We start from the raw sequence: 15,670 nt of genomic DNA, 5'->3' as shown, positions 1-15,670 counted from the left end.
TTTTTTAAATGCAGATAGGTCAGAACGACCAGCGCAGATTAGCGTTAACCGAGTTGACGCGGGTATCCGCACCATATTGCCCCTGATAACCCACATCCAGCGTCGCAGCACGCGACAGCTGTACGCTCACGCCGATATCACCCACCATCACGTCCTCATCCACGGCCTGACCCTGAGTAATGAACGCGTCGCTGCCCGCAAACGCCATGCGCGAAGAAGTATTCTTATCGCCATAGGCGTGCTGCCAGCCCAACGAACCGTAGAGGTTAACGTTCTTCGGCAACTCGGTCACACCGCGCACCCCGAGGGTGGAATAGAAGGTGTTCATCGTTTCGTTACGCACGCTCAGCGCGGCGGCACCGCCGTCTTCCCTGAAGCTGTCGGTATGCAGCCGAATGTACGATAAATTGACGAACGGCTCGATATTCATATCAGGCTGGCCGAAACGGTAGCCCGCTTCGGTGAACGCCAGCAGCGAGTTGGCGTCGTAATCCGACTTCAGCCGATCCGAGAAGCCGCTGAAATCAACATTGCGCTCGCCTTCGATCTTGTGCCAGGTGTAGCCCAGCGCGCCGCGAAGGGAGAACGCATCCTTTTGACCGGCGGCATACAGGCCAAGGTGGTAGTTGTCGGTATCCGTTGAGGAGCGACGGCTGTCGACGTCGTAATCGCCCCGGCTGTAGCCGAAGTAGCCGCCGACACGCACGTTATGGTCCGCGAGCTTGCGATCGGCCCCAAGCAGAAAGCCGGTGGTATTACCGTCCAGCTTGCCCACGTTACCGTCGCCGCTGTTTCGGCTCCAGGAGCTGAAGGTCTGGCCCCAGACGCCATTGTTTTGCGGCTCCGGCTGCTGCACCAGCGACATCGCTAACGGTGGTATCGGCAGACTGTCGTTATCAAACGCGCGCTGCATACGCTGGTTTAACACGTTAAACACCTGCGTGCTCCCGGCGATCAGGTTGGACTGTACTGAAGGATAAACTTCACCGGACAGCTGGTTGAACGCCTCGCGCGCTTCCGACGCGCTCAGTACCAGCAGCGAGTTGTACAGCGCCAGCGACGGGCCGCTTTGCGTCAGCGTGGAGAGCGCACCGGCGGTATTCCACTGGTTGCTGCTATTGGCGACGGTCTGGAAAATCCCCGGCTTGCCGCTGCCCGGATTCTCACCGCCAGGGTTTTCTCCCCCCGGGTTCTCACCGCCAGGATTCTCACCGCCTGGGTTTCCTCCTCCTGGATTTTCACCTCCAGGGTTTTCGCCTCCAGGATTCTCGCCGCCGGTCTCTTTCTGCGCGATGGTCAGATCGACGGCGTTAGTGCTCTGGTTGAGCGCCACGTCCAGGAAGGCGGATTTGGAAATCGCCCCCGCGAACTGACCGTCAATTCCCCCGTCGGAGGTTAAAATGCGGTAGCTTTGGCCCGTTTTGTAGCTGGTTTGCGGATCCAGCGCGGTGACCTGGACCTGAGCCCGATCGCTGATGGTCGTTTTGCCCGCTACCAGCAACTGGTCGCTGCGGCCATCACCGGCGATATCGACGTCATAGAAAGACTCACCCACAAAATTCAGATAACGCTTCAGCGTCAGCGTGCCGATATCGCCATCCCCTGGTGAAATATGCCCGCCGGAAAGGATCTCGGTCTGGCCCAGCGTGCCGTTCCCCCCCAGCGTACCGCCGGCCTTGATTGACGCGGCGCTGCTGTAGCCCAGCCCGTTGCTGACGTCGGTTCCCGCCGTCGCGTTGAGGATCAGCGTCCCGCCGTTCTCGGCGCTAAGGGTCTGAATATCAAAAATATCGTCTTCTGGCTGGGTGTTGATGTTGCTGGCAATAATGACTTTGCCACCGCGTGCGGTCACGTTCGCCTGAAGGGCTGAAAGATCGCCGTTCAGCGTTGTCTGCCCGGAGGTATTGATTACCTCACCTTCGCCGCTCATCTTGTTGCTGAAGACGTAATTTCCGTCGGTATGGTTGAAGTAGACATAGCTGCCGAACAGCCCGCCGCGCAGGCTGATTGCCGTATTCGCATCGAGAGTACCTGCGCCGCCCGCTGTGCCAAGCGTTGGCTCAGTTAAACCGGTGCCGGTGTCCATGTTGCCGCGGCTGCCGATGATGAGTGCACCCCGATTCGAACCGGAACCCGAAGTCCCCACGATCAGCGCATTGCTGCCAGCGGAAAATGAACCGCCGTCAATCACAGACAGCACGCCATTGCCGTAATCGCCCACGCTCACGCTGCTGCCGCTGGTAAAGCGCGAGTCTTTGCCCGCAATAACCAGCTCGGCGGTTTTACCTGCCCCGGAGACGCCCGCCACCTGCACGCCGCCAACGTTAACCGCACCGCCGTTCAGCACGTCCAGGTCGCCATAAAGCGTTAACGTACGGCCAACATTCCACTGTGAGCCGCTCCCCGTGACGGTGGCTTTCGGGCTCAGCGTGTCGGTTTCGCCCGGCCCGGTACCGTTGCCGATGCGCGCATCGTAGGCGGTACTGAGCGCCGCGCCGTCCTCAATCGCCAGCGTGGAACGTGCGCCCAGATCGGTGCCTACGCTAAGAAAATTACTTGTCACGCGAGAGCCGGCACCCGTGGCGATAAGGTGGCTGTCGTAGCCGCGGGTAGTGCCGACAACGATCTCTTTTGCGCTGGCCAACGCACCCTCTTCGACTCGCAGGGTGCCGAGGCCAAGATTCAGGTCGCCGCGCAGGACATACTGATCGTTCACCGCGTTAAGCTCGGCGTTTGGCCCACGGACCGTGACCACGCTTTCATAAATTTGGCCGTCGAACAGCCGGCCGATGTTGATGTTATAGGCGGTGATTTTGCCATTATCGATCAGCAGGTTTCCGGGTTGATTACGTCCAACGTAAACATCGCCGGTGTAACCCAGCGTTTCGGTAATACGCGAGTCGCCGTCAAAAAAAGCATCGGCTGCGCGCGCGAAATCGGCAGGTGAAAGCAATAGCAGCGGCGCGGAAAATAGAGCGAGGTAAAGTCTGGAAAGCGGCGTCTTAACCGCTAAAGAATGCGATGTAGAGTTATTCACGGGCTATCTCCGTACTCATTAGCGTGATGTCTGGAAAATCGTTTTTATATGAAAACTCAGATATGTCAGAGAATGTAAAAGGCGTTATTTATGTACGCCTTTTGATTTGCCGTTAATTATTTATGTGTGACAACAGGTGTACAGGTTGGCGCGCTCAGCGTCGGTGCTGATCCTAAAATCCCCGGCATCATCATCGATGAGCAATCGAAAATACGCCCTTTCTCCGTCGTCGCGCGATAAGACAGTTTCTGTCCTCCCAGTGCATCCGGCTGGGCGCCATTAACATTGGTCACGGTTATTTCATCCGATGAGCCCAGCCCCAGCATTTTAGCGGTCTCCGCCTGCAGGAGTGGAATAGCCTGATCGGTTTTAAGCGTGGAACAACCGGCTAGCATCAACGTAACGCTTAAAAAGATTAGTGGTTTTTTCATAAATTATCCTTTATATCCAATCAGTTAATTTCACTGATTGTATTTATGTTTTGAATTACCCAAATCAGCGAATAATATATTTCCCTTTCCTAATCGATAAAACCCTCCTAAAGTAGGGTGGGTAGATAATAAATCAACCGTACACTCAGATATGCGAAGGTAAAAGGAGGATCCTTTGGGGCACAATTATGCGTTGGTCGTTGATGACCATCCATTGGTAGCAAGCGGCATCGCCAATTTTCTGATTACACATTGCCAATTTAAGCAGGCGTACGTGGTGACGAATGAGGAGGATTGCTACCGTCAAATTAGGGATAATGGCCCGCCACGTTTGCTGGTAATCGATTTTTGGCTCTCGTCCGGAACAGCGTTGAAATTACTCAAAGAAGTTAAACAACTTTACCCACAGGTACGGCTTCTGGTGGTCAGCGGGGATGACAATAATGACATCTGGCAGAAAGTTCACGCCGCCGGGGGGCACGGTTTCGTATTGAAAAGTGAACCGCCTGAAATGTTCTCACGGGCCGTTTTTGCACTTACAGATAATTTGACCTGGTTTCCTGAGCGAAATGAATATTCCGTTGAATCGAATAATGAGAAGTTAAGTAAATTTAACTTAACGCCGCGACAAATAGACGTGTTAAATATGATTATGCGCGGCCTGCCGAATAAGCGAATCGCCGCGCAGCTTTCAATTTCTGAGCCCACGGTAAAAGAACACATCAGCAATATTTTGAAAAAAATAGGTGTTAACAGTCGGGTCGAAGCCATCACGCTTCTGCATGGTAAGCGGGAATCATCAGAATGAGGTTTTTCCAGAGCTTACAGAACGATGGCATCTCTCCTCCCGCGCAGATCCGTTTACTAAACAACACCTTTATGCGGCTGGTGTTCAGCTTCAGCGCGGTGCCATTTGTCGGTATTCCTTTCGCCATCTGGATTAATTTGCTGGGCGATGAACTTGCCCCAACCATTACCTGGATAATTATTTACCTGCTATGTGCCGTGGCAATCCGAATATTGCACCGACGCTACCGGCGCGAAGTGAAAGAGCATGATGAAGCGGACGTCCTGCGCCGCTGGCTTCCGCGCATAAATAAGATTGCTTTTATTCACGGGCTGGGGATTTCATCTCTCTATTTAATTACGCCGCAGACGCAGAACTTTGACTTTTTCCTGCTCCTTAATATCAGTATTGCCGCCATCGTCGCCGCCAATGCGACGCATCTGACGCCGGTCATCAGCACCTTTACGTGCTTTTTCTTCGCCTCCTGGGGGGTACTGAACCTCGGCATTATCTGGCGGCTGGACGATCTGATGTTCATTGTGCTGATGCTGAACCTGCTTTACGGTTTCGCCATTTACCGCCATGCTTTAACGTCGCACGCGTTCTTCATTCAGCAAGCGCTGCTTGAGGAAAAAAGCTCACGCCTGGCAGAACAGTTTCGTCAGGCTAAAGAGGAAGCGGAGCAGGCGCTGCTGGATAAGAATCAGTTCCTGACGACCGCCAGCCACGATCTGCGTCAGCCGGTACATGCCATGGGCTTTCTGATCGAAGCGATTATCCACCGAAACCGCGACGACAGCCTGACGCCCCAACTGCTTGACCTGCAGCAGAGCGTTCGCTCGGTGCATTTGATGTTCAATTCTCTGCTCGACCTCAGCAAGATTGAATCCGGGAACGTGCTCACTGCACCTTCCAGAGTGGACATCGGCGCTTTGCTCGACTCGGTGATCACGCTGTTTCGCGAAGAGGCCAACAGCCGCGCACTCAGGCTGTCCACCCGTCGGCCCAAACGCCGCATCTACGTGATGGGCGATCCGCTGCTGGTGCGACAATCGCTGATTAACCTGATTCAAAACGCCCTTCGCTACACGCAGCAGGGTGGCGTGCTGGTCGCCATTCGACCGCGCGGTGACGAGTGTCTGGTGGAGGTGTGGGACACGGGGGTCGGTATCGCCGATGACGAGAAAGGTAAAATCTTCTCTCCCTACTACCGCCCCGAGCTGGCCTGGAAGATCGACAGCGCCGGACACGGGCTGGGTCTGGCCGTGGTTGCCCGCTGTGCCAAACTGATGAAGGTGAAGTACGGGATGCAATCTATTGAAGGTAAAGGCTCACGCTTCTGGATGCGCTTCACTCAATATGCTGGAGAAGAGATCGCGCCGGACATCCCGCCCGCCGATGACAGCACCGCCGCGCTGGTACGCTATGCGCCGCTGCGCGGTTCCTGCCTGGTCGTTGATGACGACCCGCTGGTGACGTCTGCCTGGGAGAGTCTGATGCGCATCTGGGGGATCAACGTGCGCTGTGCGGCCTCCGCTGAAGAAGCGTTCGCCATCATCGACGACGGCTTCACGCCGTTCGCCGTGCTGTGCGATCAGCGTCTGCGATCCGGCGAAAGCGGCTTCGACATCCTGAAAGCGCTTTTTGAACGTCTGCCGGACATGAGCGGCGCGATGGTTAGCGGCGAATTTAACTCGCCGGTTCTGCTGGCGGCGGAGCAGGAAGGGTACCTGGTACTGCGTAAGCCTCTGGAGCCGGCTAAATTGTATGCGCTGCTGACGCAGTGGTCCGGGTGTCGTTAAGGGTGTGTAGAGGCGATGATTTTGGCGGGCTAAGAATGCAAAAACGGACCTCCGTGGAGGTCCGTTGATATGAATTTGGTGCCGGACTCGGAATCGAACCAAGGACACGGGGATTTTCAAAACTCGTGTCGTTCTGGTCATGAGTCATATTGTTTAAGTTATACGTCTAGTGGCGTTTAGTATACGAGTTTCCAGATCTGCTTTATTTTCATTGACATTGGCTTTACTAAGATATGGAACAATTTTTGAAAATGCTTTATGTGTCTCCCGTCTGGACCATCGCTCTGAACTGTTTAGAGCAGAATAAACAGTCATCTCGGCGCTTGCAAAACCTTGTCTGATGGAACGATTTGAGTAAAGTAGCACTGGATTAATTTCGGCCGTTGCTGCCTCTTTATTTTTAATGGTCCGGAGCAGAATCTGAAGCGGTGCACTCAACAAATGTGCTATATCAGGGACTAAGCGAATAACAAACTTTCTTGCACTTGTACTATGCTTCAGGTCACGTTTTTTCAAAGATAACTCAGTTTGGATATCCTTAAGAGTAGCTCCATTCATCCATTTAACTAATGCCGCTTGGATCCGCGGGAGCGCATAATTGGCCCGTTGCTTATCATCTTTCAGTTCTTTAAAATCAGTTCCGAAAAGATACTCAATATTTTCAATCTTCCATAGCCGGAGCATGTAGGTAGGATTTCTCTGTAACCAATTAAACATCCAATCCAGCAATTCAATAACACTATTAAATGAATTAAATCCTATTTTAATGAGAGCATTGGTGAGATCTAGTAGAATATCTTCTGGGATACCTAATATTGAAGTCAAGTCACGCAGAGGCTGCGATTCAATAGCATTTTTGTCATTGTTTTTCATAATCTCAAGAGCTGCTGTTGTTCGGCTCCTGATCCACTCTTCCTCGCCTGCCTGCTGTTTACGAAAGGCTGCAAAGCTGCGAGCAAGTCCATGACGAACTTCTTGTTGTTCGCTATCGTCCTGTTTCGTATCAGCTAAACGAGCGACAACATATCTCTCTAGATCTCCAATTTCATCAGTCTGAGAATGTATACGATCCATTAACGCAGTAAGTGGATCGTCAATGATAAGACATTGATCGGACTGACCAAAGATGTTACGTAGACTAGTCCAGCGATTGCCTATTTTATTTTCTGCATCATTAACTCCTACGACCTTTCCCGGAATAATAAGAACAATACCCGTTGCGCTTTCTCCTGCACGACCTGCGCGGCCTGCAGCATTTAAAAGCTCTTCAGGTTTAAGAATATCCCTGCGACCAGAATTAGTGTTGAATTGGCTATCCTCTGCAATTATGACGAAATCTGCGGGTAAATTCATCCCTTGTCCAAGTGTTGGAGTTGCAGCTAGTATTGATAGTGCTCCGTCTCTTTTATATAAGGATTCAGCAAGGTGTCGTTCTTCAGGCAATAGTTGTCCATGATGACATGTTGCTCGAACGGATAACTTCTCATTTTTTATAGTTATGTAGAGTTGCTCTGGCCCTCCCATTTCATCGACAGCTATATTGTAAAGTCGCTTCTCTGACTCCGTCAAAATAACGTCGCAGACATCAAGTTTTTTTGCTGCTTTTTCAGCAATTGATACTGCATTTGGAATTGATTGGGAAAATATTAATGTTCTAAGTCCTGCTTTAACAGCGGATGCCGCTATAGAGGATGCTACAACTCCGGAGTTTGGTGTCAGTCCCCATCTCGGATTCGTTGCTAGCAATAATGCCTCTCTTGAAAATGGCACCAAAGCATAATCTCGTCGAACCTTTGATGCCCAAGTTTGTTTTACACTGAAGAAAGCCGCTGGGAGCGCACTTAATTTTCGGCTCACTTCTGCAGGTATGCCACCTGTTGGCTTCTTGATTCTTTCTTTCCTGAGTGTGCTCTCAAGAGTTCTCAAACGTTCAATATCATAAACAATGCATCCCCGCAATTGACGTGTAGGTTTCCATGCATTATCCAATGAAAGTGCTTTCCGTTGGGTCAAATTAGCGAGCCATTTGCTTATTTCTTCGGAATTTTTCATCATTGCTGACAAAAGTACAATATCAGCTTCCGGAGCAACTCGAACAAAACCAATAATACAAAGCATTGCATCAATAGCGCGGCGATCCCCATAAGTTTTGGGATGCATCAAATGGCATTCATCAAAGATTAATAAACCTACATTGCTAAATTGATCAGGTTCCATATGGGTCAAGAGTAAACAAGCTTCTGGTGTCATGACCATGATATCAGGTAAATGTTCTTTTCCTTCTAAAAAAAGAAATTCATCAGCACGTTCACCTTGCACACTTGAGCGCGGAAATGCCTTACGTAAATCTCTAGTAGTTTGATCCACGAGGGCATGAGTTGGGGCTAAAAAGACAGCTTTATGGCCGGACAGTAAGGTTGAATGAATTTTAAGTTGAGCTGTTGTTGATTTTCCTGCTCCAGTTGGGAAGGCGATCGCTGAAGATATTCCATTATTAAGATACCCTTGGTTCACTGCATCTTTGTGATTACGCCAAAGGTAAGGACGCGTTTCTGCCACAGACTTCATGGCATTACGCCACGATTCCTCGGCCACTCCAGTTGGGGGGGCAAGACTTATGACAGCTCCATCAAGCAGCGCAGCACCTGTGGCTACAAGTAGGCTAGCTAGTTGATATGGCCCCGGAAAAACAACAAGTGATTCATGATGAAAATCGGCGAAATTTACTTCAGTTCCTGGCGAAGCTAAAGTTTTTACTTCAGAGAAAACGGATATAGGATCAGCAAAGCCAGAAATAGAGCGCCCTTGTAAAGCAAATGCAAGCGCGCGCACACCACGTAAAATGCGATAATATAAAGCCGCATTTGCACGCTCAAAGCCACTACCAAGTACCATTTTTTTTGGTGATGGGAGTTTACGTTTTACTATATTTCCAACTTGGCCCTTGGCTAGCATAATTAAATGCTCAATTAATTCAATCTGAAGTGGTTCGTTTATTGGTAGCTGAATTGATTGTGCAACTTCTGAAGCATCGGCGGTTGAGTCTGCGATTAGGAAAAGCAACATTGCTGATATTTCGGAGCTTATGCCTTCTGGGCCAATAAATGCCTTAATTTTCTCTTTTTCATGTAGGTTATTTATCTGATGAATTAGTTGATATGCAGTGGCAGCAACGAAACTGGCTGCGATTCTATCTTCCCGCTCTGGTTCAATTGAAACCAAGGTTTCGTTAGTTCTAGCAAGCCGCCGAGCGAAGTCTAGGATCTTGAGGATTTCCTTAGGTTTTTCAGCGCTATCTCTTAGTAGGACCCTTGCTGAGACGATTTCAGCGAATGATCGAGATAGTTTCTCAGGAAGTTTATCGCGTTCTAATCCCGGGAGTTCTGGAGTAGATTGAATGAGTGAAGACGTGATTGGATCATACATTGCTTTCTGCCTCCGCCGCATCAATAGCGACTATAGCTTTATCCGAAATTGAAGCAATCCAACTCCTCACGTCTGCTAAGTACAAAGTGTCGGCACGCCGCCTAACAATATCGCCTTGGACCTTTTCATCATAGTGCTCAAACAAACGTTTTCGCCCTGCTGCGGTTGAGTGTGTTTTGCCGACTGTAATTGCAACCCTATAAGCACGTTTGTCTTGCCAGAGTATACTGGCTACTATGCTATCAGGATCCTGAAAATTCGACCGCTCAAGTAGTGATGTGACAGAAGCTATGAGTTCATTATCTCTTGCTCCAGTTTCAAAATCCTCAAATTCCGGCCAAACTGCGGACTGAATTTTTTGACGAGGATTTTCAGTCGCTTTATCTTCACATATTACTACTTGAGCAAGCTTGTTATCATTAAGCTCAATGAGTAGACCATCTAAACCTTTGTCTGCTTTTATCATTTGAGGTGCGCGGATCTTTGCATCTTTATATGATAAATGTGCGGCAATCCATGAGATGACTTGAAACACCCATCCGTCACGATGATATGTATCATTTCCTGGCTTAACAGAAAGTAAATCTCTGGCCCCCTTAAAACCTCCTTTCGGAAAACCAATAGGTAGAGTATCAATTTCGCCCAAAATACGTTCTACAATCCGTGACTGTCCAATTGCTACCCGAGCTATCAAGTTAGCCAGTTCATCTTCATTGTCAATTGTCCAGGTTGCTCCAAACCAAGAGTCTTTTTCTACAACGTCTGAAAGTAAAATTGGCATAATTTTTTATCGTCTAAGTGTTTACTATAATTGCGAGCGTACCCGTTTTAGTTCCACACATTTTTGAAACCTTGATGTTCATACATCAGTCTGTGCTCCTCCACTTTACTTGAGAGGCACATTCCCAGATCTGAATAGCGCTTCGCGAGCAGCAACAAAACCGCTTAACGCCTCTTTTCCTATTGTGCTCTTGGTGGTTCGCCTATGCTCTTCAACAGCGCATTGTATTGATGCGGATCGGCTTCATAAATCTTGTCCAATACGTAGTTAGCCACCTTGGAAATTTCTGGAATCTCCACAGGTCTGAATCCACGATCAGGGATCGATTCGAGATGTGAAAACTCGTTGTTAAGTCTATTCACGAGAGCTATAGCAGTCGCATCCTCATCGCCAAAGAATTTCTTGATCCGTTCAAAGGCATCGTTCTTGTCATCTTGGTGCGGGAACTTAAAGAATAAAAATGCCTCAAGGAACTTACGGAGGTTGTTACCAAATCCATAAAATGGTTCATGAGATTCATTCGCTCCAGCTTGATTACGGCACTTGTAGATCTGATGAAACAGGTAGTTGAATTCTGTAATGTAGTCTCGCAGATACGAAGGCATCAGGGAAATCTGGCTTGCCCCTCCGTTTCTCTCCACGATGAAATGTTGGCATCCACCGTGACTCTTCTCATTAGGAAATGATATTTTCTTTAGATACTTCAAGAAATCTAGGTTGTGAGTGGATATAAAAAGCTGCCTGTAGCGATAGCTATTTGTTCCATCCGCATTCTTGATGGGTTTCGCAATCAGGCTTTCAATCAAGCTGAACATGAAGAAGATGTGATTCCCGTCTAGGCTGGATATTGGGTCATCTATATAAATGATCAGATCCTTGCCTTTGCTGTCTGGCTCTTCCAGCTTGGCTATGAAGTAGCAGAAAGCAATCAGACTGCATTCGCCTTCGCTCAAGTTGTAGGCAGATTTGCCATCTCTGGTCACTTCAAACTTAACCGAAGTATTCTCAACATTGTCTTTGGCTTCAAGCTTGATGCCGTCATGACCAAAGAAGTGACTGAGCAAGTCATTCACTCGCTCCGCGCCCTTGCGTTCATCCTTTTGCTGACCCTGTAGACGGGTCACTTCGGTTTCTTGTTTGAGAATTTCGGCTTCAGCCTCGGTAAATGCAGTGTTGGCAGTGTCAGCATCTGTTTTGAGGCTGGCAATACGGGCTAATTCAGCGTCGTAGGTGATGTCTACGATAAAAGACGACACATCGGTAAGCCGTAGAGATTCTCGTGCAGCGTTTTTATCGCTCTCTAGCGAAATTGTGCGGCCATTGTTTTTGGCGATCAGATCATTGATGTCGCCCACGCATTGCTGAATTGCAGTCGAATCATGAATGTAGACAGGTTTGGCAACCTGTTGAAAAATGGCGCTCTTTCTTTTATTCAACGCAGCCTTCAGAGCTTTGAGATCCTGCATGTAGCCTTTCAGATGATCAGTAAGTATTATCTTGCTGGTTTCAAATAATATTTTTTCTTCTGCGTAGAATTTATCGCCAGTCAAAGTCAAGAGGCTAGGAATGGCTTGGATTTCGGTGGTGATGGAGGTCAGGCATGAATCGATACACGACTCCAGATCCGAGGATTCCTTACTGAAGTGTGAGTCTAATACCTGCCAGAGGTCATGAGGAAGGTTCTGACGGCAGAATGCGCAAGTGTCCCGCTTATCTTTATGTAACGGTATGCCTTCCTTCACCCACATCTGAAGAGCCGTCTCATTCAACAACTCCTGAATTGGCAGGGTTGGCTTAATCAATCTTGAAAGGAGTTCTTCTGCTATCTTGCTTATTGATTCGATGTTGAGGTTTATCGATACGGTAGCGGTAATATCAGGTAAGGCCTCTTGCTTCAATAGATTGACCTTGGCAGCTTGTTCTTCGGTTGTCAGAGCTATGAAGCTAGGTTTTTTGACTGAGCCAATGTCTTTTTTGATGCTTTCTATGTTGTAGACAGCAGGGCCGTAGATACGGTTCTGTTTAATCTTATTGTTGGCATGAGAACGAAGTTTGCCCTCTAGATCATCAGACGCAGTTTTATAATTGCTTTTCGTTCGATCTCGCTCTTTCTTTTTAGCTTCAAGTTCATGCCGTAGGCCCGCCTTCGATTCAACACTGCCTAGCTTAGTTTGGATGGCGGTAATGGCATCTTCGATTTCTTTATTCTTTTCACCAACAATAGCAAACGTTTTGATCTCTCCGTCGGTTTGATTGACCAAGAAGCTTAGGTTATCGCTCAAAAAATCCCGGTTGTAGACCCGAACATCGTAGCCATGACCGGCAAGGCCTACCTGTGTCACATCGCCTTTGTCACCACGAATAGTGAAATTTGGGTCCACGTAGTTATGTGGAATGCGCCCCGTTTCCAAAGCGCGGAAAATCCGCGAGAGTGTAGTTTTACCAGAGTAGTTCCGTCCGTAGAGGATGTTCAGCCTCTTGAAATTCTGGACGTTGTTACCTGCATCCTTAAGGCTCTTTTTCCAACTGAGGCCCGCAAAACTACCGAAACTATCGATGTCAACCTGACTGAACATGAACACTCCCTTAGCGCTGGCTATTGGCTGCCGATTTGCAAGTGAAATAGATCGTTAGCTAGTTTACTCTGTGCTTAAGGACGGAGTGAATAGGTTATTGATATAAGAAAGGAATTCTTATATGAAGCGGAATTCAACACCCATCTAAAGATCCCTTTCTAACGTTCATCGACAGAGTTAGGGTATAAAGCTGCTAAATGGCGGCTGCAAAGATAACCCTGATGCAGCCAATAGAACTCAGCTGTACTGGCCCCAATCCCTATCAATTACCCATGCTGGACGCCATGAAACAAAGGAACTAGGTTCAAAATGATCGCCTGTATCAATCATGTACTCGATACGTTCTTCCCTTAAAGGGAGGGAGTGATTAGTTTTATCGCTCTCAAAATCCCATACCCAATATCGTGGGATCCCGTCTTTGATTCTAGTTCCGGCAGCGTGATCCATTGGTGCACATACTCTTTCAATGTAACGCCCATCGTCTTCAGAGTAGAAGCGTATTCTTAGTATCTTTTTGGTATGTATAGCGTCTATGAACACATCATGATGGTTGTGCATAACCCTTTCCTTACGTAGTCAATTAAAAATAAAACTCCTTAAAATACGATACCTATCTTAGGGTTATCACAATGGTAGAACTGTGTTTAAACGCTCGAAAATGACACGATTCCTTGTTTCCATCTCGATAAATTTGTTGGTGCAGTATGGCAATCTGGTCGCAGGTCAGTCCTTACATTTAGTGGCTGACAGAAAGAACATTTCAGGTTACTGATTATACTCAAGATTGAGCTGATGGAACCAGTCTCACTCTAGACCGACGTTCTCAGGGCGTGATGGTGGATTCGTTGGAATGCCTTGATGGAACTAACTCAAGTGAAGGTGTAAAAGGAGCCTGTTGGTATACTATTCTGGGCAATTCGTGGCTAGAAAACTGGGCGGTGCTGAGAAACAGGCTCATCGCCTGAAGAAGGCACCAGAAATCGAGCTATTGCCTCATAGCAGTGGCCTTATCTTCAGACTAAACAAGGGCAGGTGATACTGGAAATTGAAGACAGACACGGCAAGAAATTCCGCGCCTGTTGATCACTACTGAAGAGTGATGATAAGGGTAGTGTGTTCTTTATTCCTCATTAATTCGATAAGGCCTGTTGCACCTTGCTTGTCTGGGCCATGGTGCAATTTTCTTGAAAATTTAAAGGGTAAATAATGAGAGATTTTAAATCTGGCAACATAGTTGGTGATGTGAATATCATTGACAACTCAAATAATAATCAGTTCAAACTATTGATCCACTGCGATAATGAAGAATTGCTACAGGAGGAAGTACATCGATGGGCTTTGGTTAAAAAAGAAAGAAATCAAAGATTTATTGGAGTATTATGGGTTTTTGCTTTTTGTGCTGTGCTGTTACTCATTGCGGCAGGTTGGTATTTCATCACGGGCAAAATGGAGTTAATAAACTCACTGATTGGTGGAGCAGGTGTTGTTGTTGGGCTGATGAATCTAGCAAACGCTGATAAACCTACTGAATTTGAAGTGAGGCAGTTGAATACACTGAAGGAAATAAATACTTTGCTTCGGGAGAGAGGGGTACGGTAATGATTCCAGATGAGGCTGTTTGCATATCAGAAGAAAAAACGGTCATTCTCTGGAGCGGACAAAGACAGGATGCTGCCCTGCGGTGGCGGCTCCCTCAGTCAAGTAAACATGATGGAAATAGTGTCTATAGGAAATTGTAAATCTGTCAGGCAAGGGCACAACGAGCAGAGGGTTCAGTAATCGCTTAAGGGAAATGCTCAGGCTGGGTGGAAGAAGCAGGGCAGTGACATCAGTGTTTAACACGCCCGGAAATCACCCAGAATGCCAAAAAAGCAAAAACCCGCCTTTTGGGCGGGTTCTTTAAATAGTGGTGCCCGGACTCGGAATCGAACCAAGGACACGGGGATTTTCAATCCCCTGCTCTACCGACTGAGCTATCCGGGCAACGGGGCGCATTAAACCCGATCTGCCCGTTGCCGTCAACGAAAAATATTGTTTTCGTTACAGACTGCGCAATCTCTCGCCATTTCGCCGCACTCTTAAGCGAAAAAGTGCGTCCAGAGCGCAGAGAGCGGCATGGCGAGCAGCAATGCGGGCAGCATATTCACCACGGCAAACATCTTGATCCCGCAGATGCGCAACCCGGTAGCCAGCAGCAGCAGGCCGCCGACGGCGGTGAAGTCCGCCATCATCGCCGGCGTGGTCAGCGGGAGAATCAAGGTGGCGCAGGTGGCAAGCGCCAGCTGGATCAGCAGCATCGGGACGCAAATCGCCGCCACGGCAATGCCGAGCGTGGTGGCAAAAATAGTGGCGGTGAAGAAATCGAGAAACGCTTTCGCAATCAATATGCTCGGGTCGCCCGTCATCCCTTCCTGCATCGAACCGAAAATCCCGGTGCCGCTGGCACAAAACAGAATAATGATGGCGACGTAGTTCTGAATAAACGACTCGTGCGTGCCGTGCTTCGCCTTGCCCGGTCGGGCTATCAGGTTTTTGGCTTTGCCTACCGCATTATTGATGCCTTTTTCCAGATAGCAAAACTCGCCAATCAGCGCGCCGAGCAGGGTGGCCAGCACCATGACGGGCAGGTTGGCACATTTGATCACTAAAAGGATGCCGATGCCTAAGGATGCCAGGCCGAATATCGAGGGCATGGATGAGCGGATACGCTCCGGCAGCCGCTGACTCAACACTGCACCCAGTACGCCGCCCAGCAATACGGCTCCGGCGTTAATAAATGGCCCGATAACCACGGTTAACTCCTGTTATTTACTCATTGATATTGCATTAT

10 protein-coding genes and 1 tRNA gene are annotated in these 15,670 nt (G+C 48.7%); 3 read left to right on the top strand and 8 right to left on the bottom strand.

Features of this window, described 5'->3' with window-relative positions:
* Positions 1-19 precede the first annotated feature (19 nt).
* Together V1603_RS23085 and V1603_RS23080 are read right to left on the bottom strand one after the other, a co-directional pair.
* Positions 20-3,037 carry an autotransporter domain-containing protein gene (locus V1603_RS23085; RefSeq protein WP_395313315.1) on the bottom strand — a complete coding sequence of 1,006 codons (3,018 nt, stop codon included), beginning with the start codon at positions 3,035-3,037 and terminating at the stop codon, positions 20-22.
* 116 nt (positions 3,038-3,153) lie between these two features.
* Entirely contained in the window at positions 3,154-3,468 is a 315-nt protein-coding gene (locus V1603_RS23080) for a lipoprotein (RefSeq protein WP_028014394.1), read from the bottom strand.
* A gap of 175 nt (positions 3,469-3,643) precedes the next feature.
* On the opposite strand from V1603_RS23080, the gene V1603_RS23075 reads away from it, so the two are divergent.
* Both V1603_RS23075 and V1603_RS23070 read left to right on the top strand, forming a co-directional pair.
* Positions 3,644-4,276, top strand: coding sequence for a response regulator transcription factor (locus V1603_RS23075; protein ID WP_163329667.1), 633 nt, complete (start codon positions 3,644-3,646; stop codon positions 4,274-4,276).
* Positions 4,273-6,057: an ATP-binding protein gene (locus V1603_RS23070; RefSeq protein ID WP_395313314.1), complete on the top strand. Its 1,785-nt coding sequence runs from the start codon at positions 4,273-4,275 to the stop codon at positions 6,055-6,057. The genes V1603_RS23075 and V1603_RS23070 overlap by 4 nt, the downstream gene beginning before the upstream one ends.
* Positions 6,058-6,210: 153 nt before the next feature.
* Here V1603_RS23070 and V1603_RS23065 read toward each other — a convergent pair whose 3' ends face one another.
* The 4 genes from V1603_RS23065 to V1603_RS23050 all read right to left on the bottom strand — a co-directional run bounded on the left by V1603_RS23065 (position 6,211) and on the right by V1603_RS23050 (position 13,398).
* Positions 6,211-9,483 carry a DEAD/DEAH box helicase gene (locus V1603_RS23065; RefSeq protein ID WP_395313313.1) on the bottom strand — a complete coding sequence of 1,091 codons (3,273 nt, stop codon included), beginning with the start codon at positions 9,481-9,483 and terminating at the stop codon, positions 6,211-6,213.
* The gene (locus V1603_RS23060) at positions 9,476-10,264 is read right to left on the bottom strand and encodes a hypothetical protein (protein ID WP_395313312.1); all 789 of its coding nucleotides are present in this window, start codon (positions 10,262-10,264) and stop codon (positions 9,476-9,478) included. Before V1603_RS23060 ends, V1603_RS23065 begins: the two co-directional genes overlap by 8 nt.
* A gap of 179 nt (positions 10,265-10,443) precedes the next feature.
* On the bottom strand, positions 10,444-12,840 hold the full coding sequence (locus V1603_RS23055) for an AAA family ATPase (protein WP_239508632.1): 2,397 nt from the start codon (positions 12,838-12,840) through the stop codon (positions 10,444-10,446).
* Between the two features lie 237 nt (positions 12,841-13,077).
* Entirely contained in the window at positions 13,078-13,398 is a 321-nt protein-coding gene (locus tag V1603_RS23050) for a hypothetical protein (protein WP_163329663.1), read from the bottom strand.
* A gap of 648 nt (positions 13,399-14,046) precedes the next feature.
* Here V1603_RS23050 and V1603_RS23045 point away from each other — a divergent pair.
* The gene (locus V1603_RS23045; protein ID WP_163329662.1) at positions 14,047-14,439 is read left to right on the top strand and encodes a hypothetical protein; all 393 of its coding nucleotides are present in this window, start codon (positions 14,047-14,049) and stop codon (positions 14,437-14,439) included.
* Between the two features lie 308 nt (positions 14,440-14,747).
* On the opposite strand, the gene V1603_RS23040 is transcribed toward V1603_RS23045, so the two are convergent.
* Both V1603_RS23040 and V1603_RS23035 read right to left on the bottom strand, forming a co-directional pair.
* A tRNA-Phe gene (locus V1603_RS23040) sits at positions 14,748-14,823 on the bottom strand.
* A gap of 95 nt (positions 14,824-14,918) precedes the next feature.
* Positions 14,919-15,632, bottom strand: a complete 714-nt coding sequence (locus V1603_RS23035; RefSeq protein ID WP_116341998.1) for a DUF554 domain-containing protein — start codon at positions 15,630-15,632, stop codon at positions 14,919-14,921.
* Positions 15,633-15,670 lie beyond the last annotated feature (38 nt).

The organism is Enterobacter sp. ECC-219 (assembly GCF_043966805.1).
Taxonomy (GTDB): domain Bacteria; phylum Pseudomonadota; class Gammaproteobacteria; order Enterobacterales; family Enterobacteriaceae; genus Enterobacter; species Enterobacter cloacae_N.
The sequence above is the reverse complement of the archived record's forward strand: the minus strand, read 5'-3'. Positions and strand labels throughout refer to the sequence as shown.

Excerpts from the sequence above, each read along its gene's own strand:
- V1603_RS23080 (WP_028014394.1), bottom strand. The coding sequence starts at position 3,468 with ATGAAAAAACCACTAATCTTTTTAAGCGTTACGTTGATGCTAGCCGGT.
- V1603_RS23070 (WP_395313314.1), top strand. The coding sequence starts at position 4,273 with ATGAGGTTTTTCCAGAGCTTACAGAACGATGGCATCTCTCCTCCCGCG.
- V1603_RS23065 (WP_395313313.1), bottom strand. The coding sequence starts at position 9,483 with ATGTATGATCCAATCACGTCTTCACTCATTCAATCTACTCCAGAACTC.
- V1603_RS23060 (WP_395313312.1), bottom strand. The coding sequence starts at position 10,264 with ATGCCAATTTTACTTTCAGACGTTGTAGAAAAAGACTCTTGGTTTGGA.
- V1603_RS23055 (WP_239508632.1), bottom strand. The coding sequence starts at position 12,840 with ATGTTCAGTCAGGTTGACATCGATAGTTTCGGTAGTTTTGCGGGCCTC.
- V1603_RS23050 (WP_163329663.1), bottom strand. The coding sequence starts at position 13,398 with ATGCACAACCATCATGATGTGTTCATAGACGCTATACATACCAAAAAG.
- V1603_RS23045 (WP_163329662.1), top strand. The coding sequence starts at position 14,047 with ATGAGAGATTTTAAATCTGGCAACATAGTTGGTGATGTGAATATCATT.